Origin of the sequence: Chryseobacterium sp. WG23, assembly GCF_024586575.1 — a bacterium.
Lineage (GTDB): Bacteria > Bacteroidota > Bacteroidia > Flavobacteriales > Weeksellaceae > Chryseobacterium.
Genome location: NZ_JALCZE010000012.1, coordinates 98,405 through 118,915 on the forward strand (window position 1 = coordinate 98,405; position 20,511 = coordinate 118,915).

Below are 20,511 nucleotides of genomic sequence, written 5' to 3' on the forward strand. Positions count from 1 at the left end.
GTTTAGATGGTTATTTCTATTTCAAAGTAACAAAGAAGAAAGCGAATGGTGTAGAGTACAAATAACCAATTGTGACTTTGAGTAGAAATACTTATACCTTAAGTGCGTAACCAGCAAGGCTCTGACTTTCCCAAAGATGTCAGTACAGACTGCTTACTCAATGTTCTTTTCAATAAGCTGTAGTATGGCACTATTAAATGAAGGCAGTTGGGTCCCTAATATGTCAAAAAAGTCCAGATCTGCATTTTCTACTTCAATGATTGCTTTCTGCAATATTTTTTCACCGGTAGCTGTTAACCGGACAATTTTTGCTCTTGTGTCAGTTTCATGTTCTTGCCGGGTTAAAAACCCCTTTTCTTCCAAGGTTCGTAAAACTTTTGACACCATCATTCTATCAGCATTACTCTGTGTGGCAATATCAATCTGGGTAACAGCATCACTTTTTTTTGAAAGCCAGCCTAAAGCTGCTAACAGCACAAATTGGGTATGGGTCAGGTCCAAAGGGTCCAAAACCTTTTTTTGTTTCCGTTGCCAAAGCATTGTTAGCTGCCCAAGCAAATACCCCGGACTGTCGTTTGGACTTTTAAAATGGAATTCTATTTCTTTAGGCATAATGATATTGAAGCATATGTGATGAAATCAGGTTAAAATCATGTTGGTTGATTTCAAAGAAACCGAACCGGAACGGATAGCCCCAGCTTTTTTTGTTCTGAATAAAATCCAGGTTGTCAATTAAAGGAAGAATAGAGGTGTCTTCAGACTTTGAAAATTCAATAGTACGTCTTGAAGGACAGAAGCCTTCAGAGACCTGGAACTGATATATTTCGTCATCCATCACCTTTCCCAATGCGGTAAACTCCTGGCACTTGTCCGGTTTACCCATTGTCTGCTTTCCTGAATAATAGATTATAAAATCTCCTTTTTTCATTCTTTTTAACGGTGCTGATTTTCCGTGGCATGTCTGTGCGATCCCTGCTGCAATTCCATTTTTGACATGATCCTTCGATGCCACGATAATCCAATATTTTGTGTCCCGGTTATTCATTGTTATCAGCCTTAATTTGTTCTAAAAACGTAATAACATAGCCATCCGGGTCTTTTATCATCAGTGTTTTCCCAAAAGGAGTATTGTTGATTGTCCCCAAAAGAGCCACGCTTTTTTCAATCAGTTGATTTTGAAGCTCTTCAATTTTTCCGTCAATCGCAAACCAAAGTGAAACCCCAACACCCAGTTCTTTACCTTCTATATTCCCAATAGGAGTCCTTATAGCAAAACTTGCTTCCCCTTTATTGTACTTAAAAATACAGGCATGTGGGTTTGTTGCATCAGATAGTTCAAATCCTAGCCTTTCTGTGTAAAAGGTTTTTGAAACCTCTACATCTCTTACCTGCAAAGATGCAAAATCTAATTTTCTCATTTTATATATTTTTGTTGTTGCAAATATAATATATACGACAACAATAATCTGATTTTTTATTTTTTTTTTTTTTTGAATTAATAGAAAACGTCCATCTATAAATGTTACGGATGAAAATTTTCTGAAAAAAACTGTTTCAATGGAGGGCAATATAAACTCGATTATGAAAATTCAAGTTCAAAACTCTATAAAATCCGAAGTAATCTTGGAAATGACGGAAGCAATACGGTTCAGGAACTGGATCTGCAGAATGCATACAGAAATGCGGAAAACTAAAACTGATCTTACAAACTATTCAGGTTTATTGCGTGGAAAACAACGCAGATGGCGTTATGAGATTAATACATCCTTGCTATTGATGAGCATGAATTTTAATAAACATTTTTCCATGTCTATTTGATCAGATAGCATTATCCAACCATGGAAGAAGCCTTAAAAACCCATATTAGGTGCTCCGCTTCCAGCAAGGAAAAACGAAATTATAAAAATTATTATCATCAAAAACATGATCACAATAGAAATGTAAAATTCATTTTTTTCAAGAAATTCTTTAATTTTAAATCTCATATAAGGTAATAAGCAAGCTTTTTGTACCCAATAAAGCTAATAAAATAAAACAGGAAAATAAAAGTATAACTGGAATAAAAAAGAAAAAGCGCTGATTATCAGCGCTTTTCTGGCAGAAAGGAAGGGATTCGAACCCTCGATACAGTTACCCGTATACTACCTTTCCAGGGTAGCTCCTTCAACCACTCGGACACCTTTCTTTTTGAGATTGCAAAAATAGGGTATTTTCTGGAATATCCAAATTATTATTGCAATTTAATCGGTAATTTCTCCACAAAGGCTTTTTGTAAAGTTATCGGCAAAGCTTCCGGAATAGTTGGGATTGTCAATTAAGTGCATGGCTTTGGTTATAGCGGTTTCAGCAGTCATATCCCTGCCGCTGATAGCTCCTATTCTTGAGAAAATGTTACTGTTCTCATACTTTCCAAAGGAGATACCTCCTGAAATGCACTGACTTACCACTACGATTTCCGTTCCGTTATTTCTGATTTCCTGAAGCGTTTCCTGGGTTTTTTCACTGCTGAATATAGTGCCGGAACCAAAAACCTGCAGAATAAGCACTTTCATTTTGGGTATTTCTCTGAAATGACTCAGCTGCATTCCCGGAAAAATTCTCCAGAATAAAATATCTTCTGAAATATGTTCATCAACATGAAATTCTACCGTGGGATCACAGCGGAAAAGATTATCCTTAATAATATTCAGATGGACTCCCGATTGTCCTAAAATAGGATAGTTCGGGCTTGCATAAGCATCAAAATACTCTGCTGAATATTTCAATGTTCTATTTCCTCTCAATAATTTATATTCAAAATAAACCGCCACTTCCTGAATAACAGCTTCATCATTTTCATATAAGCTTGCGTAGTAAAGACTTGTCAAAAGATTCTCCTTGGCATCCGTTCTCAGATCACCAATAGGCAGCTGAGATCCTGTCATGATGACCGGTTTTTTTAATCCTTTTAACATAAAGCTTAATGCCGATGCGGTATAAGACATGGTATCCGTTCCGTGCAGGATCAGAAAACCGTCAAAATCATTATAGTTTTTAAGGATGTAATTGGCAATAACTTTCCATTCCTCGGGTCCCATATCTGAAGAGTCCAGCGGTTTGGCGAAAGGATGAACAAAAACCTCACATTCCATGAGCTTCATTTCGGGCATCTTTTCAAATATATTTCCAAAGTCAAAGGCGCGGAGGCTACCAGTTTCATAATCTTTTTCCATACCGATGGTTCCCCCGGTATAGATGAGCAGGACTTTTCGCTTCATGTACTATTTTAATTAAGAATTTGAGACAGGTTAAGGTTCATAGCCCAAAATTACGTTAATTTGCAAAGATTTGAAAATGGATGAAAGATTTAGCAGAAACTTTTGAGTATTTAAAACAATTTTTAACAGACGAAAGACTGACAAAAATTGAACATTTCTCCCACGAAAGTTCAGATTTTGTGCTCCCTGTAATGGATGATGTATATCAGTTCAGAAATGCAGCCGCCATTATAAGGTCTGTAGAAGCATGTGCTTTTCATAAAGTGGTTGCTATGGAGGAGGAGAACGTTTTTAATCCTAACCTTACCGTAACCAAAGGCGCTGAAACGTGGGTAGAAGTTGAAAAAGTACCTAAAAATATTGCTTCCTTACAAAATATTAAAGACAGAGGATATAAAATACTGGCTGTATCTCTGGAAAAAAATGCAGTAATGCTTCCTGATTATCAAATTACGGAACCTATTGCACTGGTTTTTGGAACAGAATTGAAAGGAGTTTCTAAGGAAGTCATAGATTTTGCAGATGAAACACTGGCTATTCCGATGTATGGGCTTACCAAAAGCTTTAATGTTTCTGTAGCAGCAGGAATCTGTATGTATGAACTGAAACAGAAACTGATGAGATCAGGAATCGATTATAAACTGAATGATCAAAAACGTCTGGAAATGAAGCTTCGATGGGCTGTGAACTCTATAAAGAGCGGGAAAGAAATTCTGGCAAAGTACCGTAAAGACCATAATTTGGAATAAATACAATGAAAAAATATACCAAATACCTATTCTTTTTTTCGCTTTTTATGTCTCTTACGAGTCTTGCTATTAAAGAAAAGGGTTATAATGAAATATATCCTTTTGCAAGCTGGAAACTATTTACAGTGCCCAGTGGGGGAGAAGCTTCAGGAGAAAGATATAAACTGTATGGAATCAATCATGGTGATACGATAAGGATTTTAAATACCCCTGTTAAAAGCTATGAAGCTAACGATGAGGAGTTTATTGTCAATGCCTATGGAGGAAAGATTGACCATAATGAAGATAAAGAATTGAACAGGAAGAAGCTTCTAATCTTTGCCAGGGATACAAGACCCGAATTTCAGGAGTATCTTTTGTATAAAGAGATGTACAGTCCCCGTGAGATAGGTGAAAAAAAGATGAAAATTGATAAAAAAATTATTACTAAACTTTAATGAACTACCCTCAGCTTACCGTATTTAATTATAAAACGGTTTATTACGTATTAAGAGTATTCAGCCTATACTGGCTGGCTGTTCAATTTCTAAAGTTTATTGAATTGGGAAATAGACCAAAAGAAATTTATGATCCTGTTTTTGGATTTGAAAAAATCATATTTCCTGAATTTCCCGGGATATTTATGGTTACCGGGCTTATTGTTGCCTGTGGAATATGTGTAATAGCGTCTGTTTTTAAGCCATCTTACTGGTTTAATGTCATAATCTTTTTATTAATGGCAGTTATAAACCTTCCATTATCCGCTAATTTCGGGGTTCACCATGATAACCATGTGATCATTCTGGTTTATTTTCTCAGTATTTTTTTACTGCCCAAAAATCTTGAAAATAAAGATTATAAGCTTGTACAGTATTTTTATCTGGGTGTTTTAATGACTTATACGCTTGCTGGGATGGGTAAATTATTAGGAACAGCTAAAAATATCATTAAACATACACCAAAACTTACATGGCTGGATAAAAATGCCGCAAAACTCAATACCTATGATAATTACTGGGCAGCCGATATGGCAATCCCTGATTGGATGAAAGAAATGTATGCCTATGAAAACTTTTGGGTAATATTAACGGTTTTGGGAATTGGTCTTCAGTTTCTTTGCTTTTTAGGAGCTTTTAACAGGAAATTGCTTACATTTTTTATGTTGTTTCTCTATATATTCCATACGTACACGGCAAAGTTTGTACTGGCCGATTTTGAGAATACCAATTATTTACTGCTTGTTATTTTCTTTCCATATCATATGCTACTTCCTCTTTTCAAACGGAGTGAAGCTAAAGTACTGAATACTTAAATCATTTTATTATAATTCCAGGCTGCAACAAATACTCCTGCAGTTTCTGTTCTCAGTCTTTGATTCCCCAGGGATACAGCTTTTATGCTGTTTTCAGATAAGTATCCGATTTCTCTTTCAGAAAAATCACCTTCCGGGCCTATCAGAAAGGTATAATGGTCTGATGACGGGATATTGGTGAGATCAATTCTTTTCAGGTTTTCATGGCAGTGTGCCACAAAAGTATGCTGAGGATCCATGTTTTTTAGAAAATCAGATAGCCTGATAGAATCATTAATAACGGGAAAATGAAATCTTAGACTTTGTTTTGACGCGGCAATACTCTGTTTTCTGATTTTATCAATGTTGATGTTTTTACGTTCTGTTTTTTCTGTAATGATGATACTGATCTCTGAAATTCCCATTTCTACAGCTTTTTCTACAAAAAACTCTATCCTGTCAATATTTTTTGTCGGTGCAATAGCAATATGAAGCTTTGGATTGAAATCAGCCAGGTGTTCTTTGATTTCCACTACCTCAATACCTGCTCTTTTACCTTCTATGATAAGTTTCCCAGAAGCTAAACGCCCTTTTCCATCAGTTACATGAATATCTTCACCCGATCTCATGCGGAGAACTTTTACAATATGCTGTTGTTCCTCGTCGTTGATGATGACTTTTGTACCTTCTATTTCTCCGTAAAATAGTTTCATATATCCTGCGTTAAGAATGCAACTCCTGTTTTTATTGTGGTGTAAATGTCCGTATCACAGTCACGGTAAGTACAGATGAAAATTTCTTCCTTCCAACTGTTGTTGATGAAAATTAAATTCAGGTATTCCTGTTTTCTTAAATTGTTTTTAATAGATAGATAATCCCCTTCTTTTGGAGTATACGGAAAGCTGAAAAGATGCTCTGAATTTATTTTTTCTATAATTTCCTCTTTTACATCCTGAATGTATCCTTTTTCAGAACTTGAGGGAAGATAGTCTAAAGAATTTCCCGGATCATCATTTTTTCCCGTAATGGTTTCCAGTACCCAATAATATTTTGAGTTCTTTTTAGAATGGGTTCCCAGTACTTTTTCTTCTAAGAGTATTTTCATAAATCATATTTTGCTGTTGCAGAAGTTCTGAGATCTGTAAACTCACCTTTGTCGAACTTCAATTTTGCTACCATAGCAATCATGGCTGCATTGTCTGTTGTATATTCAAATTTTGGAATGTAAATATTCCATCCCAATCTATCTTTATTGTCTTCCATTGCTTTGCGTAATGCAGAATTGGCAGAAACACCGCCTGCAATAGCAACTTCTTTGATGTTGAGGTCTTTTGCTGCTTTTTCAAGCTTATTCATTAAAATCTCAATGATGGATCTTTGTACTGAGGCACAAAGGTCATTAAGGTTTTCTTTAATGAAATCCGGATTTTTACGGACCTCTTTCTGGATGAAATATAATACCGATGTTTTAATACCGCTGAAAGAATAATTATATTCCTCTAGCTTTGGTTTATTAAATGTAAAAGCATGAGGATTTCCCTCTTTGGCAAGTCGGTCAATAATAGGACCGGCAGGATAATCAAGGTCGAAAATCTTTCCTATTTTATCAAATGCTTCTCCTGCAGCATCATCAATTGTTTTCCCGATAATTTCCATTTCAAAATAATCTTTTACCAGTACAATCATGGTATGACCACCACTTACGGTAAGACACAGAAAAGGAAAGGCTGGCGGCATAGGATTTGCATCCTCAATAAAATGGGCTAAAATGTGGGCTTGGAGGTGGTTTACTTCTATTAACGGGACATTGAGGCTCATTGCCAAAGATTTAGCAAATGATGTTCCTACAAGAAGTGATCCTAAAAGTCCGGGACCACGTGTAAATCCTATAGCTGAAATTGCATTTTGTTGTATATTTGCTTTAGTAAAAGATTTTTCAACAACGGGGATAATATTTTGCTGATGGGCTCGTGAAGCTAATTCAGGAACTACACCACCATATTCTTTATGGATGGCCTGGCTTGCGGCAATGTTTGAAAGAATAGAATTCCCCTTGATGATAGCTGCTGAGGTGTCGTCGCAAGACGATTCAATACCTAAAATTATAGAGTCGCTCATAATAATGGCAAAGTTAGAGAATAATAACGAGAATGAGAATAAAAAATCTGTAGCTGAAAACCTAGGGGATCAGGTACAGAAAACTGTTGAGAATGTTGAAGACAAGGTTCGGGAAACAGTAAAAGAAGCCTCTGAACTTGCTTCAGATGCTATTCATCATCCTGTGGAAACCGCTGAAGAATTCGGTAAGCAGGCAATGAAAGATGTGACCAGCTATTCATGGTGGGCAAAGCTTCTTTTGATTCTTTTCTGGCTGGGAATTGTTGTTGTGGGTGGAATACTGGTAGCAATTAATCTTCCGGTCACCAAACAATGGGCAGCAGATCAGGCATTAAAGCTTGTTAATAATGATTTTAAATCCGGCTTTTCCACAGAAAGTGTGGATGTCAATTACTTTGGGGATGTAACCATCAAAGGATTAAAAGTAAGAGACTATAAAGGCTTAAATTTTATTACGGCACGTGAATTTCGCGCCGATTCAGACTGGATATCTCTTGCTGCCAATGCTATTTCAGGAAAAAGCAATTCTTTAAGTTTCAATTCTCTGACACTTGTAAATGCAGATATAAAAGTAATTACCTATAAAGGAGACAGTATTTCCAATTTTATAAGATTTACAGAGCTTTTTGATGATGGAAAGAAAAGGGATCCTAAGAAAAAGCCTTTTGAGCTGAATTCAAGAATACAGATCATTGATTCTAAGGTTTCCATTGTTAATCGGAATTCTCCGGGAGAACAGGGAAAGTGGCTTACTGCTACAAAATTCAATTTAAAAGCACCGAATCTTAAAGTTAATGGTCCTAATGTGTCTGCACTGATCAACAATATGTCATTTGTTACCTCAAGATGGGGAAAATCACATATTGTAGATACTTTTTCAACAGAACTTTCTTTAACCCACCAGTTTTTATCATTAAAAGATTTAACATTAAATACAGATCATACCTTACTTCAGGGAGATATTAAGTTCAACCTTCATGATGGTTCGTGGTCTGATTTTGCTGATAGAGTTCGCTGGGATATGAATATCCAGCAGGGAAGCCAGGTAAGTGGATATGACATCAGCTATTTTGTGACCAACTGGGATAACAGTAAGCCATTCAATATTGCCGGAAAAATGACAGGGCCTTTAAATAAGTTTCATCTTGAAAACTTTCTGATCAGGAATCCAGATGTCAATATTGCCACCCAAACTATGAAAGTTGATAATTTGCTGAAAGGAAATTTCGCTATTGAAACAAAAAACCTTGCTGCAGATTTTACCTATAAGGATTTAAAAGCGATGATGCCTTCATTTATATCTAAAAAAATGAAGAATTTTGCTGATGATTTCGGAAAACTGAAGTATAATGGAACGGCAAAAGTAACTCCGGAGCAGGTATACGTGGAAAATGGTAATTTACTGACAGGAATTGGGCAGGCTAAAATATCCAAATTATCACTTACAGCGTATAGCAGTGCGATGCCTAAATATTCAGGATATCTTGAGGTGAAAGACCTCAATACTTCTGTTATTACTAAGAATAAAACGGTGGGGCTGATTTCGGGTAAATTTGATATTAACGGACAAAGTTTCGATGTTAATACCATGCGTCTTACTACTAAATCTCAGATTGCCAGTATTGAGATAATGGATAAGGTAATCAGTAATCTCTACCTAGACGGGCTATTGGATCATAAAAAATATAACGGGCTTATTACCGTAAATGACGATCAGGCTAAGGCAACAATTAAGGGACTTATCGACTTCAGCACTTCTAAAGTGGCCATGGATGTCAATGCAGATGTTGGTTATCTGAATATGAATTATTTTACCAACAAGCCGGGAAGCCAGGTTGTAAGCGGGAAAGTAGATGGTAAAATGTCTATGTCGTCTATTAATGATCTCACCCTGGATGTTAATGCCAATGATCTTCAATTTGCTACTGCAACCCAAAAATATACCATTCCCAATGCCAAAGTAAAAACATTTATTGATGGAGGAGGCCGAGTAATTGATGTAGATGCCCCGGGCGCTGCCACAGGAAAAATATCAGGAAGATACAGTCTTGCTGACCTTGCCGGCATGGTAGAAAATGGAGTAGGCAAAATATTAGTAGGTCCGCCACCAAGAAAGCTGTATCGTGGGCAGAATTTTGCACTGAACTTCGATATACAGCAAGGATTGGTTAATTATTTTCTGCCGGATCTGAAGCTTCCTCAGGGAGCGAAAGTAGAAGGAGAATATGATGGCAATTCTAATAATTTAATTTTAAACCTGGATGCTTCTTCTTTGAAATACATCATGACAAAAGAAGATGAAATTACCGATGCAGATAAGGCTTTAGCCGCATCAAACCCTGATTATAAGATTAATGACCGCAAAAATATCAGCAGAGACAGTGCTGTGGTGGATAGTGTTAAAGTAAGAATTAATACTGCCGATCTTAATCAGCAGTTGTATGCAAAAATAAACAGAGTTGTATATAATAAGAATGTCATTAAAGACTTTGAGCTTAAAGGCAATAATGAAAACAGTAATACCCTGCATTTATCAACGGTATTTAAACATGGCAGTCCTGAAGATGAAATTGAAGATAAACTTAAGGAATATGCAATTAACGTTGACCAGTCTACCGATGCTGCCGGAGACTATGTTTTCAGATTTGAGCCTACTGAAGTTAAATTCAATGAAGTTACCTGGGCAATAGATACCAGCCCGGAACTTAATCATTCTATAACCTATAGAAAGAAAACCGGGGATTTTGATATCCGAAATCTGAGAGTATACTCTGATAAAAGTGCTTTATTTATTAAAGAAGCGCAGTTTAAATCAGCTAAAGATTTTTACGTAGATGCTGACATCAATGATTTTGCCATAGAAAAACTTCTGGATATGCAGTCCGGAGGAAATGGTATGGATATAAAAGGCCTTGCTAATGGAAGTGTAAAGATCAAAATGGATAAAAGTACACTACAGCCTTTGGTGGATCTTAATATTGATGATATTAAAATGAATGGCAATGATATGGGAGATATTTCCATTTCTGCCACCAACGGTTTCTCGCTGAATGTTTATGATATTGATGTAAAAGTAAATTCAGCAGGAGTGCTTGGAAACAACAGTCTGAATCTTACAGGTACCGTTAATAACAATACTGCTTCACCGGTAATTGACCTGACAGCAGAAATGCGGGATTTTGATCTTTCATTTACACAACAGTTTGTACATACTGTTTTTGGAAATTTAAGAGGAAAGGCGACGGGAGATCTTAAAATTAACGGTAAGCTTAATAATCTTGATTACAGTGGAGATATTGCTTTAAAAGACTTTGGGCTGAAATTATTGTTCACAGGAGTAGATTATTCATTTGATGATACTGTGATTCAGCTAACCAAAGGGCTTGCGATACTTAACAATATTGAGGTGCATGATGGCAGATCGAATTCTAAAGGAAATATTTCCGGAGCGATTCAGTTTGAAACTATTTCTTCAATGGGGGTCAACCTGGTAATGAGGGCAGATAATCTACTGGTTCTGAACAGTACGCAGAAGGATTCTGACCTGTTCTGGGGAAGAGTTTACGGTCAGGGGGATCTTTATGTGGACGGACCTGTTTCCGGATTGAGCATTACAACCCCTAATATGAAGGCCCTTAACGGAAGTACCTTTACCTTTAACTCCAGCTCTACATCCAATGTAGAAGAGTTTAAAATGCTGAGGTTCCTGAAAGAAGGAAAAGACGGACTGATTACGTTGGAAGAAAAGAAAAAGACCGGTGCCAATATGTATATCGATTTTAACCTGGCTATAGATAAAGGAACCACCGTAAATGTACTTATTGGTGATGATGTAGGAAATATTACCGTAAAAGGAATTGCTGATCCGTTGAAGTTCCAGATGAACAGACAAGGAAATATAGCGATGAACGGAACCTATAAAGTAGATAACGGAACTTTTGTTTCGAAAGCTATTCTTAATAAAACTTTCCAGATTGAAAAGAACAGCAGTATCAGATGGGATGGCGATGCTATGAAACCTTCCCTTGATATTACCGCCAATTATATGAGGATGGTTTCTAATGCGGGGGAATATCTTAGTCTTGGAAAGCTTCAGCCTATCAGTATTTTGCTGCAGGCCAATATCAGCAGGTCTCTGATAGATCCTAAAGTAGATCTTGATGTGACTGCTATGGATGTTTCCAGCCAGGTAAGGGAAACGCTAGCTGCAAAAATGAGCCAGGAAGGAGAGAAGGTGCTTCAGTTTGGTTCAGTATTGCTGTTGAGTACCTTTAATGTATCCAATACAGGAGGTGTGGACGTTAATGTTGGAGATGTAGCGGAATCATCCGGATATAATATGCTTCTTAAGCAGCTGGGATCTGTTCTGAACACAATGAGTAACGAATTCCAGATTGACCTGAACTACGTAAAAGGAGATCAGAATGCCAACATTGGAGATAGAGCCAACGCCGGAGTAAGTGTAGCCCTTTCACCAAGGATAAATGTAAAAACAGGATTGGGTATTCCGTTAACAAAAACTGAGGGAACACAGACGAATTATCTCTCAGGAGAGGGATCTGTAGAGTATGATCTTTCTAAAAAAAATGACGGTACTCTGGTCCTGAGAGGATATTCAAAACCTACCAATATTGGTATGGTAAGTACCAACGGTTCTGCTAATCAAGCCTATGGAATGGGAGTTGTATGGAGCAAAAGCTTTAATTCTTTGTTCAAAAAGAAGAAAAAAGATAAAAAATCTACTGAGGCTAAAAGTGAAATAAAAACAGATTCTATAAAATCAGCAGGGAAATAATCTGAATATTTTAATGATTTTTATCATCCGTGTTAATTATTGTTAATGTTTGATATAATTTTTTTAGTTAAATTATTTTTTATAAATTTGCAAAAAATACATAGATTTTTTAAAGAAATTGTAATTTAACTAATATGAACTATCAACTGGACGAAATAGACAAGAAGATTCTTGATTTCTTAGTAGAAAACACAAGAATGCCTTTTACAGAAATTGCAAAGCAGATGGACGTTTCTGCTGGAACAATTCACGTAAGAGTGAAAAAGATGGAAGATGCAGGTATTATTTTGGGATCATCTCTTAATATTGATTATGGTAAACTAGATTATCATTTCACCGCTTTCATCGGAATACTTTTGACAAAATCAAACCGTACTCAGGAAGTATTGAAAGAACTGTCAATTATTCCTAACGTAATTGAAGCTAGCGTTATTTCAGGAAAATATAATATTTTCTGTAAAGTAAGAGCTAAGAACACTGAAGATGCAAAAAGAATTATCTATCAGATAGATGATATTCAGGATGTAATGAGAACAGAAAGTATGATCTCTATGGAAGAGTACTTAAGTGACAAAAACAGACTGATCAACGCGATCTCAATCTAATTCAAATTTTAAACGAATTATTATAAAAGAACTTATGAAATCTCTCATAAGTTCTTTATTTTTGTACCATGGAAGAATACAGCTATTTTGATGAAGATCCGAAGAAAGGATGGGGATTTGTACTGGCATTTGCTGCCCTGATGTTATTTACGGTTATGGGACTTGGAATTGATGTGGATGAATATTTACAGCATGAATATCTTGAAATTCCAAGATGGTACTTTTACGTTATCTTTTCCATTGATGCGCTGATGATGATTGGCCTCGTGTTGATGTTCTTCTATAGAAAAGTGGGAATCTTTATGTTCCCGGCATTGCTGGTATTGCATTTCTTTATGCATAATTATTACCTGTCTACCTTCTTGTATACCGATGTTACCAATCTTTTCCTTTTTACAGGATTTGGAATGCTGGCTATCATTCCGAAATGGAAGTTTTTCAGATAGCAGATGTTTTGTATTGGCTGAGAGTGGAAGGAATTTTATAGTAGAGAAATCGGATTTCAGCTATTCTTTTTTTCCAGCTCTCTATACTGTTGAATTGCCTTTGATTTTAACGGATTTTGGGTCCATTCTTCCCATTCTGTGGAATAAGGGTTATAGCCACACTTCAAAGGCTTTGATATGTCCAGTCCATCTCTGTTTATATGGGTCTGTTCTGTATACGCCCTGCAGTCTGTGCAGATATTCCTGAATTCACAATCCTTACAGGTTTCTATACCTTCTTTGGTAAGGTCCCAGTATTTTTTAAATTCAGACTTTTTTAACACCTCTTCAAGGCTCTGGTGGTTGATATTGCCATAGATTTCCGGCATTAAAGGACAGTTTTTAATATTGCCGTTGATATCAATACCCATCTTTTTATGAAGGCAGGAATTGTGATTCATGGCTTCCAGCACTTTAGAAATATTCGTGTTAAAATACTTCATATCAACTATACCACACGAAGTTATCTTTAAATCCTGTTTTATAAAATCGACAGTAAACCTAAGTGTATTGTTTACTTTAAAAGAGGAGCAGGCAGCATTATATAATACAAGGCTATGAATTCTGGATACCTTGTCACTTAGCTCTTCGAGAGAATGATGATCAAGCTGGTGATGATGCGGAGAGAAAATCTCAATATTTTCTAAAGGGGTGTTTGTAAACAGCTGATCAATTTTCAGGAATTCATCAAAAGAAAATTTGCTTGTAGAGAATATAACCAGATGTCTGATTCCCAAATTTTCTATTGAATTTTTTAGTTTATGCAGAATATCTACATTTCCAAGTTCTATAAAAATATTGGAAATTGTACTGTAATCTCTGTATTCATAAGATAATGGAGAGAAATTATGATCCCAGCCGTTTTCAGTAATAAAACCATATTCTTTTTCCAATAGAAGATCTACATACTCCTCTACAATCTCTTGAGACTCATGATCGTAATTGCTGAGGATATTTTCAATGGGATGAGTCTTCAATTCTTCAATAAGCTCATACAGCTCCATAGGATACAGTTCCGACGTGTTTCTCTGTAAATCTGACACAAGGATTCTATTGGCTCCTTTTGTGATGAAAATAGTGCTGAATAGGTTGAAATATTTCATATCAGTCTTACCAGGGATTTATGGGGTTTTAGTTTTACATAGAAATCAGTTTGGTATCTTTCACATTCTATGGTAATATTGAAATGTGGCTTTTCTCTCTTTTTATTTTTTACGACCTCCACATTTTTATAGATAAGAGGTAGTGGGTGTTTTTCTTTTGGAATAAAATTCTTTTTCATATTGGGATAATTATTTTTTTAAATAGGAGGATCATAAATAATCTGCAATTTCTTTCTCTAATGAATAATTGCATATGACGGACAGTCCCAGGAATTGTCCTACGGTATTGACCTCTAAAAAATAATATTTGTTTCCGCTTTTAATAAAATCCAGGGAGCCACAATTGAGATCTAAAGACTGCATCAGAAGATGAATTTTATCTTCAACATCTTTTGGAAGTTGATAAGGGACGTTTCTATTAGGTTTTTGATTATTGTACTTTCTGAAATCAATTTTAGTTTGCTCATCATTCTGGGAAAAGATGGCTGTGGACCATAGGGTGCCGTTCAGATAAAAACTTCTGATCTCGAAATCTTTTTCAATTTTTTCCTGAAAAAAAGTGACAAAGAAGCTGGCATCTTCATATTCTTTAACTACAGAGGTGTACATCATACCTGTGGAATCTTTGGTGATGTTTTCCACCCGCGGATTGCCTCCAATGGTTTTGATAATAGTTTTTTCAAGTTGCACCCCGTCTGTAGTATCTGCAAGAAAATAAGCAGGGACGTCTAAGCCAAATTTCTGTGCCTGCTCCAGCACCAGTAATTTATTGACATCACTGTTACTCTCTTTATTGATGTGTTTTTTAGACTCTAACGTCTTCCTTACATAATCTTCCAGCCAGTGCTGGTATTCATTCATATTGAGATTGATGGATTCATTTTTGTATTGTAAATGCTCAAAAACCAATCCTCCTCTTCTGTACCAGATGCTGGTAATATCATCAATAAAAAAACTGTTTCTTTGACTTTCCAGATAGATCCGTTTTTCTTTTGTTTTAATTTTAAAAACTTCGTCCTCATGGACACGAATAAAAGGCTTACCCATTTTCAGCAGCCATTTTATAACTTCAGTTGTAGTGATCTCTTGATTTTGAGAAATAATCAGAATCATTTTTCCGTTTTATTCTTTTTAGAAAAGTCTTTGGTAATAACTTGTGCATGCTTAAGACCAGGAAGTCCTATACTTTTTCGGTTACGATTGATAACTGCTGAATCTTTTAAGTTACCATTTCCTATATAAACCCAGTAAGGTGGATCTTTTTTAAGAACATGCAGATAATACCGGTCTATCATGGCAGCATAATCCCGCGGAGGGCATTCACCGGATTTTACATATTCTAATATTTTGGTCTTGAAATAAGAGTGATATTCGCCATAATTAGCCATATGAAGTAATAATGGACCTGATGGTATAAAAAAGTCTCCATTCCATAAACCTATTTTCTGCAGGCTGGGAAATCCTTCATTCTCAAACATCCATTTCAGCATTTCAGCATTTTTTTTGTCGTTTTTAATGATATCCAAACTGTTTTTACGACTGTCTTGATCACGCTTAAATGCAACGGTGAATGAATCTATTAGTTTTCTATTAAGTCTTTTTTTCCATTGTGCTACTTCCAGATCTATTTCCTGTCGGTTTATACCATATTTTTTATATAACTGTATAAAGCGGGTATCCTCCTTTCTATATTGCCAATAAGGGGCAATTAAAGGAATCAGTTTATAAAGGCTTTTTTTTCCACCGAAATTTTTATGGTGCTGATCAGCGAATCTGATGTAAGTTTCATATTCCTGGATACGATCCTGATTTAAAGGTGGATATTTCCTGAAAAGCTTCTTATATTGTTTTATCGCAGAAAGTGTATCTTTTTTGAATCGGTAGATGCTGTCAATTTCATTGACTTTGTTATAATAGGCGATATAATTTAGATTTCTGTTTTTACAGGAAGAAAAAATAAACAGGCTAATAACTAAGGTATATATAAAATAGTATGCAGTATTTTTCCTCATAGATTTGTAGATTAGGTAAAGAGTAAAATAGCGATAAAGTTCAGTAGTATTAAAAACTATAGAGGAATGAACCTCTATAGTTTACATTGTTTACGACTAACAGCCTACATACAGTGTAGACTGCAACGTACCATCTTTCCAAGTCTGCTTATCATAGCAGTTAGCTCCACCGTCTGTTGCTACATAGCTGTAATCTGCTTTCAGATAACCTCCGTGGATTGACTTTAAATCTTTTCTTTGTAATTTTCTGTTTTCTGTAGAAGAGAAATTACCCTTCATTCCTGTAAGCTTTTTCATGTTTTGAATTTTTTAAATTAATATATTGTCTGCCATATCATCCCTGGCATAGGGATAGGTTATTCTACATATCGACTTTGTACTGTGCACATACAGTTTTAATAGATAGAAAATATTTTATCAGCGTTGATGGTTCAAATGTAAATATAAATACATCACTTCATTGTGATGAAATTTGTTTTTTATATTGTAGATTTCAATATAATTTGTACATATTAAAATAACAGAATAAATATTTTTAATGAAATAATGCAGACTTTTTTAAAAATAAAGTAATAGTGAAAATAAAATTGTAATATATTGTGTGATAAATTGATATGCTTGTATTATTTTCTATTGTACACAATGATATACTGACTGAAGCCTGTTTAAAATAATTAAAAATTGAGTCACAAAGCTGAACGAAAGGCTATAAATAATTTAAGGTGACTATATATAATTCTACATAAATTAAATTTGTTGTTGTGTAATTAAGTTCTTACATTTGCTTTTATAAATAGCAGATGTTATGATTAACACGAATTTTAAATCAATTTTAGATCTTATAAAAGCCTTTCCGGACGAACAATCATGTATTGAACATTTGGAAAAGTTAAGATGGAATGGTAATGTAATTTCTCCATTTGATCCAACTTCAAAAGTCTACAATTGCAAAGGTAATAAATACCGATGTAAAAATACCGGCAAATACTTCAACGTTAAAACCAATACCATTTTTGATAACACTAAATTAGGGTTACAGAAATGGTTTTTGGCTATTTATATAGTTACCTCTCACAAGAAAGGAATTTCATCTTTACAATTAGGCAGAGACTTAGATATTACTCAAAAGTCTGCATGGTTCATGTTACAACGAATTAAAAAATGTTTTGGCATTGAGAATAATAATGATTTAGATAGTGAAGTTGAAGCAGACGAAACTTATATTGGTGGAAAGAATAAAAATCGCCACGCAAATAAAAAGATTGATGGATCACAAGGACGAAGCGCAAAGGATAAAACTCCAGTAGTTGGAATGGTTGAACCTGACGGTAAATTGAACGCTTATAAAGTTGAAGACATAAAGTCAAATACATTAACTAGAGAAATAATTAAAGACGTAAAAGAAAGTGCTAAAATATACACAGATGAGTGGTTGGGTTATAAAGGTGTTTCTGAAATTTACGATCACAGTATTGTAAAGCATAATCAATCAGAATACGTAAACGGGCGTATACATACAAATACTATTGAAGGCTTCTGGTCTTTATTAAAACGTGGCATGTATGGAATATATCATGCTACATCTAAAAAGCACCTACAAATGTATGTTGATGAGTTTGTATTTAGATACAATACAAGAAAACATACAGAAGAAAACAGATTTAATTTACTACTTTTAAAATTAACCTACAAAACACTTATTAATGGATAATCAAGAAAATTACTCAAAATTTATATTTTATCAATCTGAAGAAGGTAAAACCAACATTCAAGTTATTGTTGATGATAATAATGAAACAATTTGGGTTACTCAGAAGTCTATGTCAGAAATATTTGATATTGATATTAGTGGTATAACGAAGCATTTACAAAATATATTTGAAGATGGAGAATTAATTGAAAGTAGTAATGTGCAAAAAATGCACATTGCAACATCCACGAAACCAGTGAATTTCTATAATTTAGATGTAATTATATCGGTTGGCTACAGGGTTAATTCATACAAAGCTACACAATTTAGGAAGTGGGCCACCTCTGTGCTAAAAGAATATATGATTAAGGGTTTTGCTTTAGACGATGAAAGATTAAAGCAGGGTAATAAAATGTTTGGAAAAGATTATTTTGCAGAATTACTTGAAAGGATTAGAGAAATCCGATCAAGTGAAAGGCTTTTTTATCAAAAAATAACAGATATATATGCTACTTCAATAGATTATGATCCTCATTCACCAATAACACAAGAATTCTATGCTACAGTTCAGAATAAATTACATTGGGCTATTCATAATCATACAGCAGCAGAATTGATAAAACTGAGAGCAGATTATAAAAGTCAAAATATGGGATTAACCTCTTGGAAGAATGAAAAAAAAGGTGGCAAGATTCTAAAAACTGATGTTACAGTTGCTAAAAATTATTTGAATCAAGATGAAATAAGAAATTTGAATAGAGTTGTTACTATGTATTTAGATTTTGCAGAAAATATGGCAGACAGAAATAGAGAAATGAAAATGTTAGATTGGATTGTAAAATTAGATGCTTTCTTATCATTCAATGAATATGACATATTAAAAGATTCTGGAAAAGTTTCAAAATCTATTGCAAAAAAAATAGCAGAAAATGAATATGAAAAATTTAGAGTAATTCAAGATGTAGAATATAAGTCTGATTTTGATAAAGTGGTAGCTGAAATTAAAGTATCTGGTAAAATTCCCCCACGATCAGAATTTAGTATAAGCGGATTTTTAAAACAAGCTGAACAAGAAAGTAATTTATCTGACTTTGACCAAAAACTAAAAAAGGGATTAGGATTTGATCCTAAATCGGAAAAATAAATCTTTTGCAAGTCTTAAACTTTAATTAGATTTGCAATTCAACTTTTAACAAAACAAAGCGTTTGCTTTTTATTCTACTCACAGGAATCTGGTAAATTCAAAATTAGGTGTAGTATAAATTAAGTTATGGGTTAATAGTTTCAACTTTAATTGGTTCAACGTGGACTGGACTTACTGAGCATCGTCCTTAGTTTGACCCACTACCTCTTACGCATTTATACCAGTCTTTTTGGAATGTATAATAAACATCTTTTTGAAAAGGTTTAACGGAAACAACCATTGAGTCCATTTCTTTACGACCGTCCGAAATCAAAGTAAACCCACGTGATTTTAATTCTTCAAACAATTCCTCATTGGTTCTTTTTAATATCTGCCATAGCTTTATTTTTGAGTGAAGTTACGGCAGATATTATTTTTAAATGATTTGCTGATTTCTATTTAGTAAGTTTGTGTAAACTCGTATATAGTTACCTAATTTAGTTTATTTTAAGTTTAAACGGATTGAAAATAAAAAGTACATTTTAGCAAAAAATCTTTTATTTTTTAAAACTTATGTGAGCTTTAATGAGTTTATTTTCACAGATTTTATTAAAAAAAACAAAAGTTTAAAAAACATATTGTCTATAATAGGGAAAATAGACAGGACTTACTGTATTTTAGTATGCTCCTTTAGTAGGATAAGGGTAATTTTACGGGCTCTTTAAAAAAAAGGATGGATTTTGAAATTTTAAAACAACAGATAGAAAAAGCAACAAAGAAAGCATTTTTGGAAATGTATGCCCAACATGGTGAGGAGAAGATCTATAGTTTTGCATTATACAGTGATGAAGGTGCTATGACTGTATGTCCTGCTACAAATACTCTTGCAATGCTTGAAAATGCAGATAATGAGGATGCTCTTTACTATAAATATGAGCCGGCTGAATGGAAATATGAAATGAATGGGGCAGAAGAGGAATTCAGTGACATCTGTACTCAGCTGAGAGCTGAGCTGGATAAGCATGATGAAGATGATGAATGGTTTGAAGGATTTCAAAGTAAACTGTACTCAAGCTGTATTGAAGTATTGAAAAAGCTTAAAGAGGATAATTTCTTTAGTCAGATTACCGGTGAAGATATATTCCTGATTTTTACAGTTTCAGAATATGAATTTGAAACGGAAGATTTGGAAAATATCATTACAGGTCTCAACAACAATAAATATAAAGATGAATACCTCGCATGGATGAATACGTGGAGCAGCTGATATTCCATAAGTGGATTTAGAAAACACCTTACATTAT

General features: G+C 34.6%; 22 protein-coding genes and 1 tRNA gene. 10 read left to right on the forward strand and 13 right to left on the reverse strand.

All coding sequences use genetic code 11. The features are described 5' to 3' along the window. Window positions 1-153: 153 nt before the first annotated feature. The 3 genes from MP477_RS18070 to MP477_RS18080 are packed head-to-tail and all read right to left on the reverse strand — an operon-like array spanning window position 154 to window position 1,418. Window positions 154-612 carry a MarR family winged helix-turn-helix transcriptional regulator gene (locus MP477_RS18070; protein WP_257191479.1) on the reverse strand — a complete coding sequence of 153 codons (459 nt, stop codon included), beginning with the start codon at window positions 610-612 and terminating at the stop codon, window positions 154-156. After that, window positions 605-1,045 carry an EVE domain-containing protein gene (locus MP477_RS18075; protein WP_257191480.1) on the reverse strand — a complete coding sequence of 147 codons (441 nt, stop codon included), beginning with the start codon at window positions 1,043-1,045 and terminating at the stop codon, window positions 605-607. Before MP477_RS18075 ends, MP477_RS18070 begins: the two co-directional genes overlap by 8 nt. Further along, complete coding sequence (locus tag MP477_RS18080; RefSeq protein ID WP_257191481.1) at window positions 1,038-1,418, reverse strand: VOC family protein; 381 nt, start codon at window positions 1,416-1,418, stop codon at window positions 1,038-1,040. Before MP477_RS18080 ends, MP477_RS18075 begins: the two co-directional genes overlap by 8 nt. A gap of 163 nt (window positions 1,419-1,581) precedes the next feature. On the opposite strand from MP477_RS18080, the gene MP477_RS18085 reads away from it, so the two are divergent. Next, a complete protein-coding gene (locus MP477_RS18085) occupies window positions 1,582-1,818 on the forward strand; it encodes a hypothetical protein (RefSeq protein ID WP_257191482.1) in 237 nt (78 codons plus the stop codon). A gap of 277 nt (window positions 1,819-2,095) precedes the next feature. Here MP477_RS18085 and MP477_RS18090 read toward each other — a convergent pair. Together MP477_RS18090 and MP477_RS18095 are read right to left on the reverse strand one after the other, a co-directional pair. Further along, a tRNA-Ser gene (locus tag MP477_RS18090) sits at window positions 2,096-2,185 on the reverse strand. Window positions 2,186-2,240: 55 nt separating this feature from the next. Beyond that, window positions 2,241-3,257, reverse strand: a complete 1,017-nt coding sequence (locus tag MP477_RS18095) for an asparaginase (RefSeq protein ID WP_257191483.1) — start codon at window positions 3,255-3,257, stop codon at window positions 2,241-2,243. A gap of 80 nt (window positions 3,258-3,337) precedes the next feature. Here MP477_RS18095 and MP477_RS18100 point away from each other — a divergent pair, with 80 nt between their 5' ends. Genes MP477_RS18100 through MP477_RS18110 form a run of 3 tightly spaced genes read left to right on the forward strand, consistent with a single transcriptional unit; the run spans window position 3,338 to window position 5,297 of the window. Then, window positions 3,338-4,006: an RNA methyltransferase gene (locus tag MP477_RS18100; protein WP_257191484.1), complete on the forward strand. Its 669-nt coding sequence runs from the start codon at window positions 3,338-3,340 to the stop codon at window positions 4,004-4,006. A 5-nt stretch (window positions 4,007-4,011) separates the two neighbouring features. Next, window positions 4,012-4,443: a hypothetical protein gene (locus MP477_RS18105; RefSeq protein ID WP_257191485.1), complete on the forward strand. Its 432-nt coding sequence runs from the start codon at window positions 4,012-4,014 to the stop codon at window positions 4,441-4,443. After that, complete coding sequence (locus MP477_RS18110) at window positions 4,443-5,297, forward strand: hypothetical protein (protein WP_257191486.1); 855 nt, start codon at window positions 4,443-4,445, stop codon at window positions 5,295-5,297. The genes MP477_RS18105 and MP477_RS18110 overlap by 1 nt, the downstream gene beginning before the upstream one ends. Here the strand turns inward: MP477_RS18110 and MP477_RS18115 are convergent. The 3 genes from MP477_RS18115 to tsaD are packed head-to-tail and all read right to left on the reverse strand — an operon-like array spanning window position 5,294 to window position 7,394. After that, entirely contained in the window at window positions 5,294-5,989 is a 696-nt protein-coding gene (locus tag MP477_RS18115; RefSeq protein WP_257191487.1) for a 16S rRNA (uracil(1498)-N(3))-methyltransferase, read from the reverse strand. The genes MP477_RS18110 and MP477_RS18115 overlap by 4 nt on opposite strands. Further along, complete coding sequence (locus MP477_RS18120; RefSeq protein ID WP_230038807.1) at window positions 5,986-6,381, reverse strand: hypothetical protein; 396 nt, start codon at window positions 6,379-6,381, stop codon at window positions 5,986-5,988. Before MP477_RS18120 ends, MP477_RS18115 begins: the two co-directional genes overlap by 4 nt. Next, window positions 6,378-7,394, reverse strand: a complete 1,017-nt coding sequence (gene tsaD / locus MP477_RS18125) for a tRNA (adenosine(37)-N6)-threonylcarbamoyltransferase complex transferase subunit TsaD (protein ID WP_047489148.1) — start codon at window positions 7,392-7,394, stop codon at window positions 6,378-6,380. Before tsaD ends, MP477_RS18120 begins: the two co-directional genes overlap by 4 nt. A 4-nt stretch (window positions 7,395-7,398) precedes the next feature. On the opposite strand from tsaD, the gene MP477_RS18130 reads away from it, so the two are divergent. From MP477_RS18130 to MP477_RS18140, 3 genes are all read left to right on the forward strand, one after another. Further along, the gene (locus MP477_RS18130) at window positions 7,399-12,189 is read left to right on the forward strand and encodes a translocation/assembly module TamB (protein WP_257191488.1); all 4,791 of its coding nucleotides are present in this window, start codon (window positions 7,399-7,401) and stop codon (window positions 12,187-12,189) included. A 134-nt stretch (window positions 12,190-12,323) separates the two neighbouring features. After that, window positions 12,324-12,794: an Lrp/AsnC family transcriptional regulator gene (locus MP477_RS18135; RefSeq protein WP_202271032.1), complete on the forward strand. Its 471-nt coding sequence runs from the start codon at window positions 12,324-12,326 to the stop codon at window positions 12,792-12,794. Between the two features lie 68 nt (window positions 12,795-12,862). Next, window positions 12,863-13,240: a hypothetical protein gene (locus tag MP477_RS18140; RefSeq protein WP_257191489.1), complete on the forward strand. Its 378-nt coding sequence runs from the start codon at window positions 12,863-12,865 to the stop codon at window positions 13,238-13,240. A gap of 56 nt (window positions 13,241-13,296) precedes the next feature. On the opposite strand, the gene gwsS is transcribed toward MP477_RS18140, so the two are convergent. The 5 genes from gwsS to MP477_RS18165 all read right to left on the reverse strand — a co-directional run bounded on the left by gwsS (window position 13,297) and on the right by MP477_RS18165 (window position 16,691). Beyond that, window positions 13,297-14,382 (reverse strand): grasp-with-spasm system SPASM domain peptide maturase, encoded by a 1,086-nt coding sequence (gwsS, locus tag MP477_RS18145; RefSeq protein ID WP_257191490.1) that lies wholly within the window; start codon window positions 14,380-14,382, stop codon window positions 13,297-13,299. After that, window positions 14,379-14,561, reverse strand: a complete 183-nt coding sequence (locus MP477_RS18150; protein ID WP_230038814.1) for a hypothetical protein — start codon at window positions 14,559-14,561, stop codon at window positions 14,379-14,381. Before MP477_RS18150 ends, gwsS begins: the two co-directional genes overlap by 4 nt. Before the next feature lie 31 nt (window positions 14,562-14,592). Continuing rightward, window positions 14,593-15,495 carry a grasp-with-spasm system ATP-grasp peptide maturase gene (gwsG, locus tag MP477_RS18155; protein WP_257191491.1) on the reverse strand — a complete coding sequence of 301 codons (903 nt, stop codon included), beginning with the start codon at window positions 15,493-15,495 and terminating at the stop codon, window positions 14,593-14,595. Further along, window positions 15,492-16,394 carry a hypothetical protein gene (locus MP477_RS18160; protein WP_257191492.1) on the reverse strand — a complete coding sequence of 301 codons (903 nt, stop codon included), beginning with the start codon at window positions 16,392-16,394 and terminating at the stop codon, window positions 15,492-15,494. The genes gwsG and MP477_RS18160 overlap by 4 nt, the downstream gene beginning before the upstream one ends. A 96-nt stretch (window positions 16,395-16,490) precedes the next feature. Next, the gene (locus tag MP477_RS18165) at window positions 16,491-16,691 is read right to left on the reverse strand and encodes a TIGR04139 family peptide modification target (protein WP_230038820.1); all 201 of its coding nucleotides are present in this window, start codon (window positions 16,689-16,691) and stop codon (window positions 16,491-16,493) included. Window positions 16,692-17,199: 508 nt separating this feature from the next. Between MP477_RS18165 and MP477_RS18170 the strand changes: the two genes are divergently transcribed. The 3 genes from MP477_RS18170 to MP477_RS18180 all read left to right on the forward strand — a co-directional run bounded on the left by MP477_RS18170 (window position 17,200) and on the right by MP477_RS18180 (window position 20,474). Further along, window positions 17,200-18,105 (forward strand): IS1595 family transposase, encoded by a 906-nt coding sequence (locus MP477_RS18170; RefSeq protein ID WP_257191493.1) that lies wholly within the window; start codon window positions 17,200-17,202, stop codon window positions 18,103-18,105. After that, window positions 18,098-19,228 carry a virulence RhuM family protein gene (locus MP477_RS18175; protein ID WP_257191494.1) on the forward strand — a complete coding sequence of 377 codons (1,131 nt, stop codon included), beginning with the start codon at window positions 18,098-18,100 and terminating at the stop codon, window positions 19,226-19,228. The genes MP477_RS18170 and MP477_RS18175 overlap by 8 nt, the downstream gene beginning before the upstream one ends. A 712-nt stretch (window positions 19,229-19,940) precedes the next feature. Then, on the forward strand, window positions 19,941-20,474 hold the full coding sequence (locus MP477_RS18180; protein WP_257191495.1) for a DUF4303 domain-containing protein: 534 nt from the start codon (window positions 19,941-19,943) through the stop codon (window positions 20,472-20,474). Window positions 20,475-20,511: the final 37 nt, after the last annotated feature.

Coding starts and splice junctions, on each gene's coding strand:
- MP477_RS18070 (WP_257191479.1), bottom strand. CDS start 612: ATGCCTAAAGAAATAGAATTCCATTTTAAAAGTCCAAACGACAGTCCG.
- MP477_RS18075 (WP_257191480.1), bottom strand. CDS start 1,045: ATGAATAACCGGGACACAAAATATTGGATTATCGTGGCATCGAAGGAT.
- MP477_RS18080 (WP_257191481.1), bottom strand. CDS start 1,418: ATGAGAAAATTAGATTTTGCATCTTTGCAGGTAAGAGATGTAGAGGTT.
- MP477_RS18085 (WP_257191482.1), top strand. CDS start 1,582: ATGAAAATTCAAGTTCAAAACTCTATAAAATCCGAAGTAATCTTGGAA.
- MP477_RS18095 (WP_257191483.1), bottom strand. CDS start 3,257: ATGAAGCGAAAAGTCCTGCTCATCTATACCGGGGGAACCATCGGTATG.
- MP477_RS18100 (WP_257191484.1), top strand. CDS start 3,338: ATGAAAGATTTAGCAGAAACTTTTGAGTATTTAAAACAATTTTTAACA.
- MP477_RS18105 (WP_257191485.1), top strand. CDS start 4,012: ATGAAAAAATATACCAAATACCTATTCTTTTTTTCGCTTTTTATGTCT.
- MP477_RS18110 (WP_257191486.1), top strand. CDS start 4,443: ATGAACTACCCTCAGCTTACCGTATTTAATTATAAAACGGTTTATTAC.
- MP477_RS18115 (WP_257191487.1), bottom strand. CDS start 5,989: ATGAAACTATTTTACGGAGAAATAGAAGGTACAAAAGTCATCATCAAC.
- MP477_RS18120 (WP_230038807.1), bottom strand. CDS start 6,381: ATGAAAATACTCTTAGAAGAAAAAGTACTGGGAACCCATTCTAAAAAG.
- tsaD (WP_047489148.1), bottom strand. CDS start 7,394: ATGAGCGACTCTATAATTTTAGGTATTGAATCGTCTTGCGACGACACC.
- MP477_RS18130 (WP_257191488.1), top strand. CDS start 7,399: ATGGCAAAGTTAGAGAATAATAACGAGAATGAGAATAAAAAATCTGTA.
- MP477_RS18135 (WP_202271032.1), top strand. CDS start 12,324: ATGAACTATCAACTGGACGAAATAGACAAGAAGATTCTTGATTTCTTA.
- MP477_RS18140 (WP_257191489.1), top strand. CDS start 12,863: ATGGAAGAATACAGCTATTTTGATGAAGATCCGAAGAAAGGATGGGGA.
- gwsS (WP_257191490.1), bottom strand. CDS start 14,382: ATGAAATATTTCAACCTATTCAGCACTATTTTCATCACAAAAGGAGCC.
- MP477_RS18150 (WP_230038814.1), bottom strand. CDS start 14,561: ATGAAAAAGAATTTTATTCCAAAAGAAAAACACCCACTACCTCTTATC.
- gwsG (WP_257191491.1), bottom strand. CDS start 15,495: ATGATTCTGATTATTTCTCAAAATCAAGAGATCACTACAACTGAAGTT.
- MP477_RS18160 (WP_257191492.1), bottom strand. CDS start 16,394: ATGAGGAAAAATACTGCATACTATTTTATATATACCTTAGTTATTAGC.
- MP477_RS18165 (WP_230038820.1), bottom strand. CDS start 16,691: ATGAAAAAGCTTACAGGAATGAAGGGTAATTTCTCTTCTACAGAAAAC.
- MP477_RS18170 (WP_257191493.1), top strand. CDS start 17,200: ATGATTAACACGAATTTTAAATCAATTTTAGATCTTATAAAAGCCTTT.
- MP477_RS18175 (WP_257191494.1), top strand. CDS start 18,098: ATGGATAATCAAGAAAATTACTCAAAATTTATATTTTATCAATCTGAA.
- MP477_RS18180 (WP_257191495.1), top strand. CDS start 19,941: ATGGATTTTGAAATTTTAAAACAACAGATAGAAAAAGCAACAAAGAAA.